The organism is Serratia sp. JKS000199, from assembly GCF_900215455.1.
In the GTDB taxonomy this organism is placed as follows: domain Bacteria; phylum Pseudomonadota; class Gammaproteobacteria; order Enterobacterales; family Enterobacteriaceae; genus Serratia; species Serratia ureilytica.
Map to the genome: position 1 here is coordinate 4,043,373 of NZ_LT907843.1, position 14,466 is coordinate 4,057,838.

At 62.0% G+C, this 14,466-nt stretch carries 15 protein-coding genes; 3 read left to right on the top strand and 12 right to left on the bottom strand.

The genetic code is table 11. The features are described from left to right. The first annotated feature begins 46 nt into the window (after positions 1–46). From nirB to cysG, 3 genes are read left to right on the top strand one after another with little or no spacing between them, the layout of a single operon-like run. The gene (nirB, locus tag CPH57_RS19255) at positions 47–2,596 is read left to right on the top strand and encodes a nitrite reductase large subunit NirB (protein ID WP_046687919.1); all 2,550 of its coding nucleotides are present in this window, start codon (positions 47–49) and stop codon (positions 2,594–2,596) included. Then, positions 2,593–2,919, top strand: coding sequence for a nitrite reductase small subunit NirD (gene nirD, locus CPH57_RS19260; RefSeq protein ID WP_033645269.1), 327 nt, complete (start codon positions 2,593–2,595; stop codon positions 2,917–2,919). The genes nirB and nirD overlap by 4 nt, the downstream gene beginning before the upstream one ends. 50 nt (positions 2,920–2,969) lie before the next feature. After that, positions 2,970–4,373: a siroheme synthase CysG gene (gene cysG / locus CPH57_RS19265; protein ID WP_096242654.1), complete on the top strand. Its 1,404-nt coding sequence runs from the start codon at positions 2,970–2,972 to the stop codon at positions 4,371–4,373. Between the two features lie 51 nt (positions 4,374–4,424). Here cysG and trpS read toward each other — a convergent pair whose 3' ends face one another. From trpS to pilM, 12 genes are all read right to left on the bottom strand, one after another. Next, entirely contained in the window at positions 4,425–5,432 is a 1,008-nt protein-coding gene (gene trpS / locus CPH57_RS19270) for a tryptophan--tRNA ligase (protein WP_004930324.1), read from the bottom strand. Positions 5,433–5,434: 2 nt separating this feature from the next. Beyond that, positions 5,435–6,133, bottom strand: coding sequence for a phosphoglycolate phosphatase (locus CPH57_RS19275; protein ID WP_033645272.1), 699 nt, complete (start codon positions 6,131–6,133; stop codon positions 5,435–5,437). Then, a complete protein-coding gene (rpe, locus tag CPH57_RS19280; RefSeq protein WP_019456160.1) occupies positions 6,126–6,803 on the bottom strand; it encodes a ribulose-phosphate 3-epimerase in 678 nt (225 codons plus the stop codon). The genes CPH57_RS19275 and rpe overlap by 8 nt, the downstream gene beginning before the upstream one ends. Before the next feature lie 51 nt (positions 6,804–6,854). After that, positions 6,855–7,667, bottom strand: coding sequence for an adenine-specific DNA-methyltransferase (dam, locus tag CPH57_RS19285; RefSeq protein ID WP_033651736.1), 813 nt, complete (start codon positions 7,665–7,667; stop codon positions 6,855–6,857). Positions 7,668–7,751: 84 nt separating this feature from the next. After that, entirely contained in the window at positions 7,752–8,765 is a 1,014-nt protein-coding gene (locus tag CPH57_RS19290) for an SPOR domain-containing protein (RefSeq protein ID WP_033645274.1), read from the bottom strand. Positions 8,766–8,921: 156 nt separating this feature from the next. After that, positions 8,922–10,022, bottom strand: coding sequence for a 3-dehydroquinate synthase (gene aroB / locus CPH57_RS19295; RefSeq protein WP_046687922.1), 1,101 nt, complete (start codon positions 10,020–10,022; stop codon positions 8,922–8,924). 106 nt (positions 10,023–10,128) lie between these two features. Continuing rightward, the gene (gene aroK, locus CPH57_RS19300) at positions 10,129–10,650 is read right to left on the bottom strand and encodes a shikimate kinase AroK (RefSeq protein ID WP_004391482.1); all 522 of its coding nucleotides are present in this window, start codon (positions 10,648–10,650) and stop codon (positions 10,129–10,131) included. 349 nt (positions 10,651–10,999) lie between these two features. Beyond that, a complete protein-coding gene (hofQ, locus tag CPH57_RS19305; protein WP_089192327.1) occupies positions 11,000–12,244 on the bottom strand; it encodes a DNA uptake porin HofQ in 1,245 nt (414 codons plus the stop codon). Then, on the bottom strand, positions 12,241–12,600 hold the full coding sequence (locus CPH57_RS19310) for a HofP DNA utilization family protein (protein WP_046687924.1): 360 nt from the start codon (positions 12,598–12,600) through the stop codon (positions 12,241–12,243). The genes hofQ and CPH57_RS19310 overlap by 4 nt, the downstream gene beginning before the upstream one ends. Next, a complete protein-coding gene (locus CPH57_RS19315) occupies positions 12,593–13,087 on the bottom strand; it encodes a hypothetical protein (protein WP_046687925.1) in 495 nt (164 codons plus the stop codon). Before CPH57_RS19315 ends, CPH57_RS19310 begins: the two co-directional genes overlap by 8 nt. Further along, complete coding sequence (locus tag CPH57_RS19320) at positions 13,080–13,619, bottom strand: PilN domain-containing protein (protein WP_033645278.1); 540 nt, start codon at positions 13,617–13,619, stop codon at positions 13,080–13,082. Before CPH57_RS19320 ends, CPH57_RS19315 begins: the two co-directional genes overlap by 8 nt. After that, positions 13,619–14,452 (bottom strand): type IV pilus biogenesis protein PilM, encoded by an 834-nt coding sequence (gene pilM / locus CPH57_RS19325; RefSeq protein WP_033645279.1) that lies wholly within the window; start codon positions 14,450–14,452, stop codon positions 13,619–13,621. Before pilM ends, CPH57_RS19320 begins: the two co-directional genes overlap by 1 nt. Positions 14,453–14,466: the final 14 nt, after the last annotated feature.

The window sequence follows — 14,466 nt, forward strand, 5'->3', positions numbered from 1 at the left end:
CGGGAGGGATAAGGTAAGCCTAGGAAACCCGAATTTTGAGGCAATAATGAGCAGAGTCAAACTTGCCGTGATCGGCAATGGCATGGTCGGCCACCGGTTCATCGAAGATCTGTTGGATAAAGCAGACAAAGACCTATTCGACATCACCGTATTTTGCGAAGAGCCGCGCATCGCTTACGATCGCGTGCATCTCTCTTCCTATTTCTCGCACCATACCGCCGAAGAGCTGTCGCTGGTGCGCGAAGGCTTTTACGAAAAGCACGGCGTGAAGGTGCTGATCGGCGAACGCGCCATCACCATCAATCGCGACGAGAAAGTCATCCACTCCAATACCGGACGCACCGTCTATTACGACAAGCTGATCATGGCCACCGGCTCCTATCCGTGGATCCCGCCGATTAAAGGCTCGGATAGCCAGGACTGCTTCGTTTACCGCACCATCGAAGACCTGAACGCCATTGAAGCCTGCGCGCGCCGCAGCAAACGCGGCGCGGTGGTCGGCGGCGGGCTGTTGGGGCTGGAAGCTGCCGGCGCGCTGAAAAGCCTGGGGGTGGAAACGCACGTGATCGAATTCGCTCCGGTGCTGATGGCCGAACAGCTCGACCCGATGGGCGGTGACCAGCTGCGCCGCAAGATCGAGCGCATGGGCGTCAAAGTACACACCGGGAAAAACACCCAGGAGATCGTCAACGGCGGCGGCACGGCGCGCAAAACCCTGCATTTCGCCGACGGCAGCCTGCTGGAAGTGGATTTCATCGTTTTCTCCACCGGCATCCGCGCCCAGGACAAGCTGGCGCGTCAATGCGGACTGGAGATCGGCCGCCGCGGCGGCATCGCCATCAACGACTGCTGCCAGACATCGGATCCGGACGTGTACGCCATCGGTGAGTGCGCCGCCTGGCGCGATCGCACCTTCGGCCTGGTGGCGCCGGGTTACAAAATGGCGCAGGTGGCCGCCGATCACCTGCTGGGCCGCGAAAACGGCTTCCAGGGTGCCGACATGAGCGCCAAACTGAAACTGCTGGGCGTAGACGTCGGCGGCATCGGCGATGCCCACGGCCGCACCGAGGGCGCCCGCAGCTACGTTTATCTGGATGAGAGCAAAGAGGTCTACAAACGCATCGTGGTCAGCGCCGACAACAAAACCCTGCTCGGCGCAGTGTTGGTCGGCGATACCAGCGATTACGGCAACCTGCTGCAGCTGGCGCTGAACGGCATCGCGCTGCCGGAAAACCCGGACGGCCTGATCCTGCCGGCCCATGCGGGCAGCAAGCCGGCCATCGGCGTGGATTCGCTGCCGGAAAGCGCGCAGATTTGCTCCTGCTTCGACGTCAGCAAAGGCGACATCATCCGGGCAGTCAACCAAGGCTGTCACACCGTGGCGGCGCTGAAAGCCGAAACCAAGGCCGGCACCGGCTGCGGCGGCTGCATCCCGCTGCTCACCCAGGTGTTGAACGCCGAGCTGAGCAAGCAAGGCATCGAGGTCAACCACCACCTGTGCGAACACTTCGCCTATTCACGCCAGGAGCTGTTCCACCTGATCCGCGTCGAAGGCATCAAGTCGTTCGAGGCGTTATTGGCCAAATACGGCAAAGGCTACGGCTGCGAAGTCTGCAAACCGACCGTCGGCTCGCTGCTGGCCTCGTGCTGGAACGAATACATCCTCAAACCGCAGCACACGCCGCTGCAGGATACCAACGACAACTTCCTCGGCAATATCCAAAAAGACGGCACTTACTCGGTGATACCGCGCTCCGCCGGCGGCGAAATCACCCCGGACGGCCTGCTGGCCATCGGACAGATCGCCAAGGAGTACAATCTTTACACCAAAATGACCGGCTCGCAGCGCATCGGCATGTTCGGCGCGCAGAAAGACGACCTGCCGGCCATCTGGCGCAAGCTGCTCGCCGCCGGCTTTGAAACCGGGCACGCATACGCCAAGGCGCTGCGCATGGCGAAAACCTGCGTCGGCAGCACCTGGTGCCGCTATGGCGTCGGCGACAGCGTCGGTTTCGGCGTCACGCTGGAACATCGCTACAAAGGCATCCGCACCCCGCACAAAATGAAATTCGGCGTCTCGGGCTGTACCCGGGAATGCGCCGAAGCGCAGGGCAAGGACGTCGGCATCATCGCCACCGAAAACGGCTGGAACCTGTATGTTTGCGGCAACGGCGGCATGAAACCGCGCCACGCCGACCTGCTGGCCGCCGATCTCGATAGCGAGACCCTGGTGCGCTACCTTGACCGTTTCATGATGTTCTATATCCGCACCGCCGATAAGCTGCAGCGCACCTCGGTATGGCTGGAGAGCCTGGAAGGCGGCATCGATTACCTGCGCAAGGTGATCGTTGACGACACGCTCGGCATCAACGAGCAGCTGGAAGCGGATATCGCCCGCCTGCGCGAGGCAGTGATCTGCGAGTGGAAAGAAACCGTCGAGCACCCGGAAACGCAGCTGCGCTTCGCCCACTTCATCAACAGCCCGCTGCGCGATCCGAACGTGCAGGTGGTGGCCGAACGTGACCAACACCGCCCGGCGCGCCCTGACGAGCGCATTGCCGTCACCCTGATCGACACCGAGGAGAGCCAAGCATGAGCCAGTGGATTACCGTTTGCCCCATCGCCGACATCCTGCCCGGCACCGGCGTGTGCGCCCTGATCGGCGATCGGCAGGTGGCGGTGTTCCGCCCCTATGCCGACGAACAGGTGTTCGCCATCAGCAATATCGACCCGTTCGCCCAGGCCAGCGTGCTGTCGCGCGGGCTGATCGCCGAGCATCAGGGGGAGTTGTGGGTCGCCAGCCCGCTGAAGAAACAGCGTTTCCGCCTGTACGATGGCCACTGCCTGGAAGATGACAGCCGCTCCGTCGCCAGCTTCACCAGCCGGGTGGTCGACGGCATCGTGCAAGTCGCGGCATAACCTTTCGGGGGCGCATCCCGCCCCCACGCCGATAACCCTGAGGAATGCCGATGGACTACCTGCCGATTTTCTGCCAACTGCAACACAAAGCCTGCCTGCTGGTCGGCGGCGGCGAAATCGCCGAACGCAAGGCGCGCCTGCTGCTGGACGCCGGTGCGGCGCTGACCGTCAACGCCCTGGCCTTCAGCCCGCAGTTCCACCAGTGGGCGGCAGAAGGCCTGTTGACGCTGGCCGAGGGCGAATTCAGCCCGGCCCTGCTGACGGAAAAATGGTTGGTGATCGCCGCCACTGACCGGCTGGAGGTCAACGCGCGGGTGTACCAGTGCGCCAACCAGCAGCGGGTGTTCTGCAACGTGGTCGATGACCCGAAACGCGCCAGCTTTATCATGCCGTCGATCATCGATCGTTCGCCGATCGTGGTGGCGGTGTCCTCCGGCGGCAAAGCGCCGGTGTTGGCGCGGCTGCTGCGCGAGAAGCTGGAAGCGCTGCTGCCGCAACACCTCGGCAAGCTGGCGCAGCTCGGCGGATCGCTGCGTCAACGGGTGAAACAGCGCTTCAGCAGCCTCGGCGCGCGCCGCCGCTTCTGGGAGCGGCTGTTCGCTCACGATCGGCTGGCGCAATCGCTGGCCAATGACGACGCGGCTCTGGCCGAACGCCAGCTCGAACAGCTGTTCAGCGAACGGCCGGAGGATCGCGGTGAAGTGGTGCTGGTGGGCGCCGGGCCGGGCGATGCCGGCCTGCTGACGCTGAAAGGGCTGCAACAGATCCAGCAGGCCGACGTGGTGGTTTACGACCGGCTGGTCTCCGAAGCGATCATGACGCTGGTTCGTCGCGACGCCGAGCGCATCTTCGTTGGCAAACGCGCCGGCCATCACTGCGTGCCGCAGGAGCAGATCAACCACATCTTGCTGCAGCAAGCGCGGCAAGGCAAACGCGTGGTGCGCCTGAAGGGCGGCGATCCCTTTATCTTCGGCCGCGGCGGCGAAGAGCTGGAAACGCTGGCGGACGCCAACGTACCGTTCTCGGTGGTGCCGGGCATCACCGCCGCCTCCGGCTGTTCCGCCTACAGCGGCATCCCGCTCACCCACCGCGACCACGCGCAGAGCGTGCGTCTGGTGACCGGCCACGCCAAGGCCGACGGTGGATTGGACTGGGCGACGCTGGCCGCCGGGCAACAGACGCTGGTGTTCTATATGGGGCTGTCGCAGGCGGCGGAGATCCAGCGCCGGCTGATCGCGAACGGACTGCCGGCCGCCACACCGGTGGCGCTGGTGGAAAACGGCACTTCCTGTCGCCAGCGGGTGATCGAAGGCGAGCTTGGCCAACTGGGCGCCTTGTCCCTGCAGGCCGCCAGCCCCAGCCTGATCATCGTCGGCAGCGTGGTCAGCCTGCGCAGCAAGCTCAATTGGTTCGCCAGCGAAGCCCCGCCCGCCGGCCTGGCGCAAATGGCGTGATACCGACGTAAAAAAAGCGGCCCAAGGCCGCTTTTTTTATTTGCGCCGGCGTTACGCCTGCGGCGGTACGAAACCGACGGCCTGATAAACCTTCGCCAGGGTTTCCTGCGCGCGTGCACGGGCTTTGGCGGCGCCGTCGCGCATCACCTGCTGCAGGTAGGCTTCGTCGTTGCGGAAGCGGTGGTAACGCTCCTGCAGCTCAGCCAGCATGCCGGAGACGGCTTCCGCCACCGCGCCTTTCAGGTGGCCGTACATTTGGCCTTCGAACTCGGCTTCCAGCTGCGCGATGCTCTTGCCGGTGACGCCGGCGAGGATGTCCAACAGGTTGGAGACGCCCGCCTTGTTGACCACGTCGTAACGCACGACAGGTGGCTCTTCCGAGTCGGTCATTGCGCGTTTGATCTTTTTGGTCACCGCTTTCGGATCTTCCAGCAGGCCGATCACGTTGTTGCGGTTATCGTCCGACTTGGACATCTTCTTGGTCGGTTCCTGCAGCGACATCACGCGTGCGCCGGATTTAGGAATAAACGGCTCCGGCACTTTGAACACGTCGCCGTACAGCGCGTTGAAACGCTGGCCCACGTCGCGGCTCAGTTCCAGGTGTTGTTTCTGGTCTTCGCCCACCGGCACCTGATTGGTTTGATACAGCAGGATGTCCGCCGCCATCAGCACCGGATAGCTGAACAGCCCGGCGTTGATGTTCTCCGCGTAGCGTGCGGATTTGTCTTTGAACTGCGTCATGCGGCTCAGTTCGCCGAAATAGGTGTAGCAGTTCAGCACCCAGCTCAGCTGCGTGTGCTCAGGCACGTGCGACTGCACGAAGATGGTGCTTTTTTCCGGATCGATACCGCAGGCCAGATACAGCGCCAGCGTATCCAGCGTGGCTTTGCGCAGCTTTTCGGCGTCTTGGCGCACGGTGATGGCATGCAGATCGACGATGCAGTAGATGCAGTCGTAGTCGTCCTGCATCTGCACCCACTGACGCAGCGCACCCATGTAGTTGCCGATGGTCAGTTCGCCGGACGGCTGCGCGCCGCTAAATACGATGGGCTTACTCATGTTTAAATTTCCTGATTCTCTAAAGATGACAGCCCAAGAGCGGGCAACAAATCGGCGAAGCGCTCCAACACCCGATCGGGGTGGCTCAGGGCGATCGATTCGCCGTAGTTATAACCGTAGGTAAAACCGACGCTCGGGCAACCGGCCCCCTGAGCGGCTTGAATATCGTTGCGCGAATCGCCGACGAACAGCAGTTCATGCGCTCGCAACCCAAGCTTGCCGAGCACCAGATACAACGGCGCCGGGTGAGGTTTCTTTTCCGTCACGTCGTCGCCGCCGATCACCAGCGAAAAATACTCGCCAATGCCCAGCGATGCCAGCAGCGGCGCCACGAACGGCGTCGGCTTGTTGGTCACCAATGCCATCGGGTAACCGTGCGCGGCCAGGCGGGCCAGCGTCTCTTGCACCTGCGGGAACAGGCGGCTGCCGCTGTCAACAGTCTGCGCGTAGAAATGATCGAAGCGCTCACGCAGCCGGCTGCACTGCTCCGGCGTGTCTTCCGCTTCCGCCCAGCGCAGCGCGCGCTGCACCAGCACGTCGGCGCCGTTGCCGATCCAGGTGCCAACTCGCTCTTCACCCGCTTGCGGCAGCCCCCTCTCTTCCAGCGCCATATCGATGGCGGCCGCGAGGCCCGGCGCGCTGTCGACCAGCGTACCGTCAAGATCGAAGGCCAGTGCGCGGATCGCGCCGAAATCAGCCATGGGAAACCTTCGCCAGCTCGCTGCGCATTTCGTCGATCACCTTGCGGTAGTCCGGCTGGCCAAAGATGGCGGAACCGGCGACAAACATATCGGCGCCCGCGGCGGCGATTTCGGCGATGTTGTCCACCTTCACCCCGCCGTCGACTTCGAGACGGATATCGCGGCCGCTGTCGTCGATCAGTTTGCGCACCTGGCGCAGCTTGTCGAGCGTGCCGTGGATGAACGACTGGCCGCCGAAGCCCGGGTTGACCGACATCAGCAGGATCACGTCGATTTTATCCATCACGTAATCAAGATAGCTCAGCGGGGTCGCCGGGTTGAACACCAGGCCGGCCTTACAGCCGTGCTCTTTGATCAGCTGAATGGTGCGATCGACATGTTCGGAGGCTTCAGGGTGGAAAGAGATATAAGACGCGCCGGCCTTGGCGAAGTCAGGCACGATGCGGTCCACCGGCTTGACCATCAGATGCACGTCAATCGGCGCGGTAATGCCGTAGTTGCGCAGCGCTTCGCACACCATCGGACCGATGGTCAGATTGGGCACGTAGTGGTTGTCCATGACGTCGAAGTGCACCACGTCGCCGCCTGCGGCCAGCACGTTAGCGGTATCTTCACCTAACCGGGCAAAATCTGCCGACAGAATGGACGGGGCAATCAAAAACTTTTTCATCCGCTTCTCCAAACGTAGGGTCGAGTTGTTATGCGCCGGGGTGCCCCCGGCTTAGCGATACAGCGCCAAAAGCTCGTTCACTTTGCTGCGGCCGAGAATATTGCGGCTGATCGTGCGGCGCGCTTTCACCACATACAGCGCAGCATGCTGGTACCAGTCGCGCGTCAGCTCGGTATCGTGATTGGAAATCAATACCGGCACCCGGCTCTCTACCGAGAGCTGATGCGCCAGATGCGCCAGGCTCTGCTGATCGGCGATGCTGAAGCTGTTGGTGTGGTAAGCGGTGAAATTCGCCGTCGCCGACAGCGGCGCATAAGGCGGATCGCAATACACCACGGCGCCGGCTGCAGCCTTCGCCATGGTATCGCGGTAATGCTCACAGACAAAAGTGGCATTGCGCGATTTTTCAGCAAACCAGTAGAGCTCTTCTTCCGGGAAGTACGGTTTCTTGTACCGGCCAAACGGCACATTGAACTCGCCGCGCAGGTTATAGCGGCACAGGCCGTTATAGCAGTGACGGTTCAGGTACAGGAACAGCAGCGCCCGGCGGTAAGGCTCGGTGCTAGTATTGAACTCTTCTCGCAGCAGGTAAAACTGATCCGAGTTATTGAATTCATCGGCGAAAAGCGTGCGGGCATCGCGCACGAAGTCATCCGTGCGCAGCTTAACGATGTTATACAGGTTGATAAGATCGCTATTGATGTCGGCGAGAATGTAGGCGTCGTAATCCGTATTCAGAAAGACGGATCCCGCACCCACGAAGGGCTCGATTAAGCAGTCTCCCGCCGGCAGATGGCGACGAATCTCATCTACCAGCGGGTATTTTCCACCAGCCCATTTTAAAAAAGCGCGGTTTTTCTTCATGCCGTCAATTAGCTACTTATACAATTCAGAGCGGCGGATTGTACTCTGTTTCAGACAGCACATCAGCGCACAAATTTAAATGATTTATTTTTTAAGATCTTGCTGCACTTGGTGTACAGGTCGAACCCATGGTTTTTTCGCCTGCACATCGGCCGGCAACGAAGCAATGGCGCGCTTCGCTTCCGCAGAAGACGCATAGTTGCCGCTCACCAGCACGTACCACGGCTTGCCGTCACGCTTGGTGGCGTACACCAGGTAATTCTGCAGCTTCTGCTGTTTGGCATAGGCGTTCAGCGTATCGGAACGCGAAGCGCTGCTCAGTTGCAAGGTATAGTGGCTGCCCGGCGCAGACTGCACAGAACTGCCACTGCTGGCGACCGCTCCCGCTTTCGCGGTGGAAGACGGCTTGGCCGGCGGCGTATACACCGTAGTCGGTGATTTATGCTGCGTTGCGGTCGGTTTGGCGGCGGCGGTTTTCGCCGGCGTCTTATGCTGTTGCGGGGCAGTGCCCTGCACAGGACGCGTCGCTTCGCGCGCTGCGGCGCCGCTCATCACCGTGGCCGGTGCGGTCGGCAACGTCGACGCTGCGCCGGTCATGCCCTGCGTAGCGGCGTCAACCTGCCCCTGCTGCTGCGACAGCGCATCCGCCATGTTGCCCGGCAAATCAACGCGCTGCTGCGCACCGCCTTGCTGAGGCTGCGTTTGCGCTTCGGTCGGCGTGCCGGAGATCGGCGGAACGCTGACGTTCTGCGGTTGCTGCGGCTGAGTCGCGCTCACGCCGTTATTATCGTGGGTATCCGTCGTGCCGCCCGGCACGCCGTTATTGGCGGTGGTCAGCGACGAAGAACCGGACAGGTTGATATCGCGGGCCGCGCCGTTTTGCGCGCCGCTCTCCTGAGCCGCTTCATGTTTGGTCGGCGCCTTCAGGGCTGAACCGATGCCGATAATCAGCAGCAGCAGCACCAAAATGCCGATGCCAATCATCAAATGCTGGCGCGAAACGGCGAAGCGCGGCGCGGCGGCCGGCTTGCGCGAACGCGTAGGACGACGATCGCTGCTATCAGGTCTGAGATCGTCTTCCGGTTTAAACTCGTCCATCTGAAACCCTCCAACTAGAGGCAAAAGCCCACCACCGTAGACCTACCGTGGCACGGGCGGATTAACCCGATGATGGCAAAGCGACACCCGTCGTGCTCTGCTCACTGTATTAATATAGATGCTAATGGCGGCTAAGCCACTGTTACTTAGTCCGATTTAATTACGCTTCCGCTCAGGCAAGCAGGCGGCGATCGACGCCAGCACCAGCTCATGCCCTACGCCGCCGCGCACTTCCGCCGCACCGATCGCGGTCGGCAACACCAAACGCAGTTCCCCCGCCAGCACTTTCTTGTCGCGCAACATGTGCGGCAAGTAGGATTCCGGCGTCATTTCCTGCGGCCCGCAGACCGGCAAGCCGGCGCGCAGCAGCAGCGCTTTGATGCGCTCGATGTCTTCAACGGAGAACTGGCCGAGACGGTGCGCGGTTTCCGCCGCCATCACCATGCCCGCAGCCACCGCCTCACCGTGCAGCCACACGCCGTAGCCCATCTCGGCTTCGATAGCATGGCCGTAAGTATGGCCCAGATTCAGCAGGGCGCGCAGACCGCTTTCGCGTTCGTCTGCGGCCACCACCTCGGCCTTCAGCTCGCAGCAGCGGCGAATACAGTAGGCCAACGCCTGCATATCCAACGCCATCAGCGCATCGATGTTATGTTCCAACCAGACGAAAAACTCGCGATCGAGGATGATCCCGTATTTGATGACTTCGGCCAGGCCGGAAGAGAGTTCACGCGTCGGCAGCGTTTTCAGGCAATCCAGATCAACCACCACCGAAGCGGGTTGATAGAAAGCGCCGATCATGTTTTTGCCGAGCGGGTGGTTGACGGCGGTCTTGCCGCCCACGGAGGAGTCCACCTGCGACAGCAGCGTGGTGGGAACCTGAATGAAGCGCACGCCGCGTTGGTAGCACGCGGCGGCAAAGCCGGTCAGATCGCCGACAACGCCGCCACCGAGCGCGATCAGCGTGGTATCGCGCCCGTGCGGTTTTTCGAGCAGCGCCGAAAACACCTGCTCCAACACCGCCAGAGATTTGTACTGCTCACCATCGGGAAGAATCACCTGATCCACCACGACGCCGCTCTGCTCCAGCACCTGCCGGACACGCTCCAGATAGAGCGGCGCCAGGGTCTGGTTGGTGACCAACATCGCTTGTTCACCCGCCTTTAACGGCATAAAAGAAGCCGGATCGTCAAACAATCCGGCGGCGATGGTAATCGGGTAGCTGCGCTCCCCAAGCGTTACAGTAATTCTCTCCATGTCGCGCTTAGTTCTCTGTATGGTACGGCGGTGGTTGATCCCCGCAACGGCGGGGAACACAAATCAGTTTTCCGCATTGGCCGACGGCGAACGCGAAAATCAGCAATCAGTTGCTTTCCAGCATGTTGATGATCTGGTTGGCAACCACTTTAGCGCTCTGATCGTCGGTGCGAATGGTGACATCGGCAATCTCTTCATACAACGGATTGCGCTCTTTCGCCAAAGCTTCCAGCACTTCACGCGGCGGAGAATCAACCTGCAGCAGCGGGCGTTTTTTATCACGCTGGGTACGAGCCAACTGCTTTTCGATCGTGGTTTCGAGATAAACCACCACGCCGCGCGCGGACAGACGGTTGCGCGTTTCGCGCGACTTCACCGAACCGCCGCCGGTCGCCAACACAATCCCTTGTTTTTCCGTCAGTTCATTAATGACTTTTTCTTCACGATCGCGGAAACCTTCTTCCCCTTCCACGTCGAATACCCAGCCCACGTCAGCTCCGGTACGTCGCTCAATTTCTTGATCGGAGTCGAAGAACTCCATATTGAGTTGCTGAGCTAACTGACGGCCAATAGTGCTTTTGCCGGCACCCATAGGCCCAACCAGAAAGATATTGCGTTTCTCTGCCATGTTTTTCGGTATTACTAAGACAATTCGTTAATGTTAACCCGCCCCGCCAATCAAATCAGCGGCGGGACCTAAACTGAAACCTCATGAGCGATAGTGCGAGATCAGACGAAAAATTATCTCAACACTCTTGGTAGTTTGGCAACCGAATAAATCGCAATCCACGCCGCGGGAGGGAAACCATATGTTTTTAACGGCGTCTTGGCGCTAACAAAAAACCTCGGTGCTCAATTCGGTAACCCTTGTAAGCTAAATCGGCCGCAGCGTCAAACGCAGATCCCCCCAAGGGGATAAAAAAGTGTATCTGCTCATCAACTTTAGGCGATTTGCCGCCCGGCCGACAGGCCGCCGCTTATCCCTTAATCAGGGTTGGCGTAATAAAGATCACCAGCTCGCGTTTTTTCTGTTGTGCGCCGCTCTGCCGGAACAAGCCCCCCAGCAGCGGCGCATCCCCCAGTCCCGGCACCTTGTCCGCCGTCTTGCCGCGATGCCGTTGAAAAATGCCGCCGAGCACCAGGGTTTCGCCGTTTTTCACCGTGATCTGCGTCTTAATCTCCTGTTTATCGATGGTCAACGCCTCTCCGGCCCCTCGGCTGATGGCGCGCCCCGGCATATTTTGGCTGATCTGCAGCGTCAGCGTGATGCGCCCGTCCGGCAACACCTTCGGCGTCACCTCCATGCCCAGCACCGCCTCTTTAAACTCGATGGCGGTCGCACCGCTGGCGCCGCTGGACACTTCATAAGGGATCTCCGTCCCTTGCTTGATGCTGGCGGTTTGCAGATGCGCCGTCAGGAGACGCGGGCTGGCGATGATCTCCACCTGATTTTCCTGCTCCAGCGCCGTCAGCTCCAGGCTCAGCAAACGCCCGCTGATGCGCGCCAGATGGAAACCGGCGTTCACCGCGCTGCGCTCCAACGGCAGGTTAACGCCGATATTGCCCGGCCGCAGCGGCCGCGCCGGCCTGTCGTCGGGCGCCAATCCCCAACGCACGCCGAGCTCACGCAGGCTTTCGCTGTTGATGGTCACGATATGCGCCGCCAGTTGCACCTGTGCCAGCGGCGCATCCATTTCCGTTATCCGCTTTTTCAACTGCGCCACAATCGGCGCGGTGTCGCGCAGCAGCAGCGTATTGGTGCGTTTATCCGCCAACACGCTGCCACGCTCGCTCAGCAACGCGCCACGTTGGGCGTTGAGGCTTTCGGCAATTTCCGCCGCATCGCCGTTTTGCACGGTCATCGTCAGGCTGTGCAAGGGTTGCCGCTGCGCCAGCGCCTCTTGCAGCTGTCTTTTTTCCCGCGCATCCGGCTCCGGGGAGATCAGCATCACGTTACCCTCCCGCGTCATCGTCAGTTTGCCCATACGCAGGGTCAGCGCCAGCGCCTGGGGCCAGGGCACATCCTCCAACCGCAGCGTCAGGTTGCCGCTCACGCCCGGCGCGGCGATCAGGTTCATCTGCCGATAATCCGCCAAGGCCTGCAGGATGACCGTGACCGGCGCATCCTGAAACTCCAATGAGATTATCTGTTTATCCTGAGCCTGCGCGGCGCCGAGCGCCAAACACCCTAGCGCCAAGCCCAGTCCAGCGCGTCCTTTCATGATTTGTCATCCTTGTCGTCGATCATCAGCGATATGTCGTCGCGGCTCGTCGGGCACTCCGGTTCGGCCGTCAGCGCCTTCAACGTCAGGCTGCGCGCCTGCACCTGCGTCACCTGCCAGCGCTCGGCAAGCACCCGTTGTTGCGGCCGCAGGCGCAACCATTGCCCCGCCGGCGTCACCACCCAGCCATAGCGCTGCATCGGTTGCCCGATGACGCCTTTCAATCGCCAGCCCGCCGGGGATGTCTCTGTCTGGGCGCAAGCAGGCATCGGAGGCGGCGCAAACGGGTCGCGCGGTTCGGCGCATAAGGCCCACGGCCATAGCAGCCACCACCAACGGCCGGATCTTTTACTCATCGGCCAGCTCCTCGGCGGCATCCTGTAAAACCAACCGCGCCGTCATGCCCTGCGGCGGCGTCTCCACGCTCAATTGTTCGAGACGCAAATCGGCGGGCAGCGCCTCCAGCAGCGCCAACAAACCGGGGTAGTCAATGCGCAAGCTCAGCGTCTGCCGCGGCGGTTTTTCCTGCCGCTGCCAGCGTAATAAGGCGCCCCCCGCACGTTGCAGCCCGTTCGTCAGATCGCCGGTGGCGGCCGGAGTGAGCGGCGTCGGCGGTATCAGGGCGACCGGCGCCTCGTCCAGTTGGCGCTGCGCCACGGCGATCTGTTGCAGCAAGCGCTGTTGCCGCTCTGTCGCACTTTCCCGCTGACGCCATTCGTCTTGCAGCATCCAGCCCCCACCCAACAACGCCAACGTGCCGATGCCCAGCCATTGCGCGGCCAGCAATCGCCGGCCCGACAGGCCCAGCAAGAAGCGCAGCCCAGATGGCAAACGGTTATCCATCACGCCCCCATTGCGCCACCAGATGAAAGGCGTACAGGCCGTCGTCGCGTTGCGCCACCTCCGCCAAACGCAGCCGCGGTAACGCGGGCATCCCCGCCAGCCGCCGTTCGAACTGCGAAATGGCGGCAGGAGAACGGCTCAATCCACGCAGCCGCAGGCCGTTCGCCGCATCGCTGTCCAACGCCGTGAGCCACAGCGGTGGGGGGAGGCAGGAGGAGAGTTGCTGCAGCAGTTGCAAATAACGCCGGTTATGTTGGGCATTGCGCGCCTGCCGTTCAGCGAGGGCGCTGTATCGCGCCCGTTGCGCCCGCTCTTGCTGCTGCTGACGGACGAGCAGCGTCACTGCCGCCAGCTCTTCTTCCAACAGCGCCAGCCGCTCCTGACGCTGCGCCTGTTGATGACGCAGTTGGCCGGCGACGAGGCCCCCTGCCAGCAACAGCACCGTTATCTGCAACAGCAACACGCCCAGCCAGAAGCAGCCGCGCCGCCGATCGCGACGTTGCCGCCAGGGCAAAAAGTTGACCTGGTACATCAGCGGTCCTCCTCGCGCAGCGCCAGACCGCCGGCCAACGCGAACGCTGAGGGATGCACGGGCAACGGCGGACGCAGCTGCGTGAAGGCGCTGAGCGGCGACCAGGAAAGGCAGCCGACGGGCAAGGCTCCTGCCAGCACGCTGCCGGCATAGACCGGTCGATCATCGTCCGCCGGCGTCTGGGCTTGCAGCGCCCGCAGCGCCTGCGCGTCATCGTCGCCCGGCGTCAGCCCGAACGCGAACGCGCCGTCGGCCGGCGCCACCCACAGCCATTCTCGCTCGAGACGATGCATCAGCCCCGCGGTATGCGGCACGCCCGCCGCCGTCGCCATCATCCGCAGCGCGCAAGGCGTAATATCGACCGCTTGCGGATGCAGGCCCGCCTGGCGCAGACAGTGCAGCCACTGCTGCAGCTCCTGCCGCCGCGCGGCGGTCAACAGCAGCGCCGCCCCCTCCGCCGGCGCAGCGCGATAGTCGAGCGCCAGCGTCTGGCCGTCGAGTGGGAACTGCTTTACGCCGTGACCAACGATATAGTCGCTGCGTTCCGGCTCGCGCAGCCGCGCGTCCGGCTGCGCCATGCACTGTTGCAACACCCGCTGCGCCGGCAGGGCAATGCGTAAGGAAATATGTCGCGGCAGTTGGACGCGCCATTGCCGCAGCGCCCGGATCAGGGCTTCGGAAGGTGCCAGGCAGCCGTCGCGTAAAACCGCCTGCGGCAGCGTCTGTTGCCACCAGTGACGCAGTTGCCAGCCGTTGCGGCGGCGTTGGACCGCCAGCGCCCGCACGCAGTCGATTTGTATATCCAGCCCCACCTGCCATGCTTGAGGGAACATGTTTCACAAGCCTC

Excerpts from the sequence above, each read along its gene's own strand:
- nirB (WP_046687919.1), top strand. The coding sequence starts at position 47 with ATGAGCAGAGTCAAACTTGCCGTGATCGGCAATGGCATGGTCGGCCAC.
- nirD (WP_033645269.1), top strand. The coding sequence starts at position 2,593 with ATGAGCCAGTGGATTACCGTTTGCCCCATCGCCGACATCCTGCCCGGC.
- cysG (WP_096242654.1), top strand. The coding sequence starts at position 2,970 with ATGGACTACCTGCCGATTTTCTGCCAACTGCAACACAAAGCCTGCCTG.
- trpS (WP_004930324.1), bottom strand. The coding sequence starts at position 5,432 with ATGAGTAAGCCCATCGTATTTAGCGGCGCGCAGCCGTCCGGCGAACTG.
- CPH57_RS19275 (WP_033645272.1), bottom strand. The coding sequence starts at position 6,133 with ATGGCTGATTTCGGCGCGATCCGCGCACTGGCCTTCGATCTTGACGGT.
- rpe (WP_019456160.1), bottom strand. The coding sequence starts at position 6,803 with ATGAAAAAGTTTTTGATTGCCCCGTCCATTCTGTCGGCAGATTTTGCC.
- dam (WP_033651736.1), bottom strand. The coding sequence starts at position 7,667 with ATGAAGAAAAACCGCGCTTTTTTAAAATGGGCTGGTGGAAAATACCCG.
- CPH57_RS19290 (WP_033645274.1), bottom strand. The coding sequence starts at position 8,765 with ATGGACGAGTTTAAACCGGAAGACGATCTCAGACCTGATAGCAGCGAT.
- aroB (WP_046687922.1), bottom strand. The coding sequence starts at position 10,022 with ATGGAGAGAATTACTGTAACGCTTGGGGAGCGCAGCTACCCGATTACC.
- aroK (WP_004391482.1), bottom strand. The coding sequence starts at position 10,650 with ATGGCAGAGAAACGCAATATCTTTCTGGTTGGGCCTATGGGTGCCGGC.
- hofQ (WP_089192327.1), bottom strand. The coding sequence starts at position 12,244 with ATGAAAGGACGCGCTGGACTGGGCTTGGCGCTAGGGTGTTTGGCGCTC.
- CPH57_RS19310 (WP_046687924.1), bottom strand. The coding sequence starts at position 12,600 with ATGAGTAAAAGATCCGGCCGTTGGTGGTGGCTGCTATGGCCGTGGGCC.
- CPH57_RS19315 (WP_046687925.1), bottom strand. The coding sequence starts at position 13,087 with ATGGATAACCGTTTGCCATCTGGGCTGCGCTTCTTGCTGGGCCTGTCG.
- CPH57_RS19320 (WP_033645278.1), bottom strand. The coding sequence starts at position 13,619 with ATGTACCAGGTCAACTTTTTGCCCTGGCGGCAACGTCGCGATCGGCGG.
- pilM (WP_033645279.1), bottom strand. The coding sequence starts at position 14,452 with ATGTTCCCTCAAGCATGGCAGGTGGGGCTGGATATACAAATCGACTGC.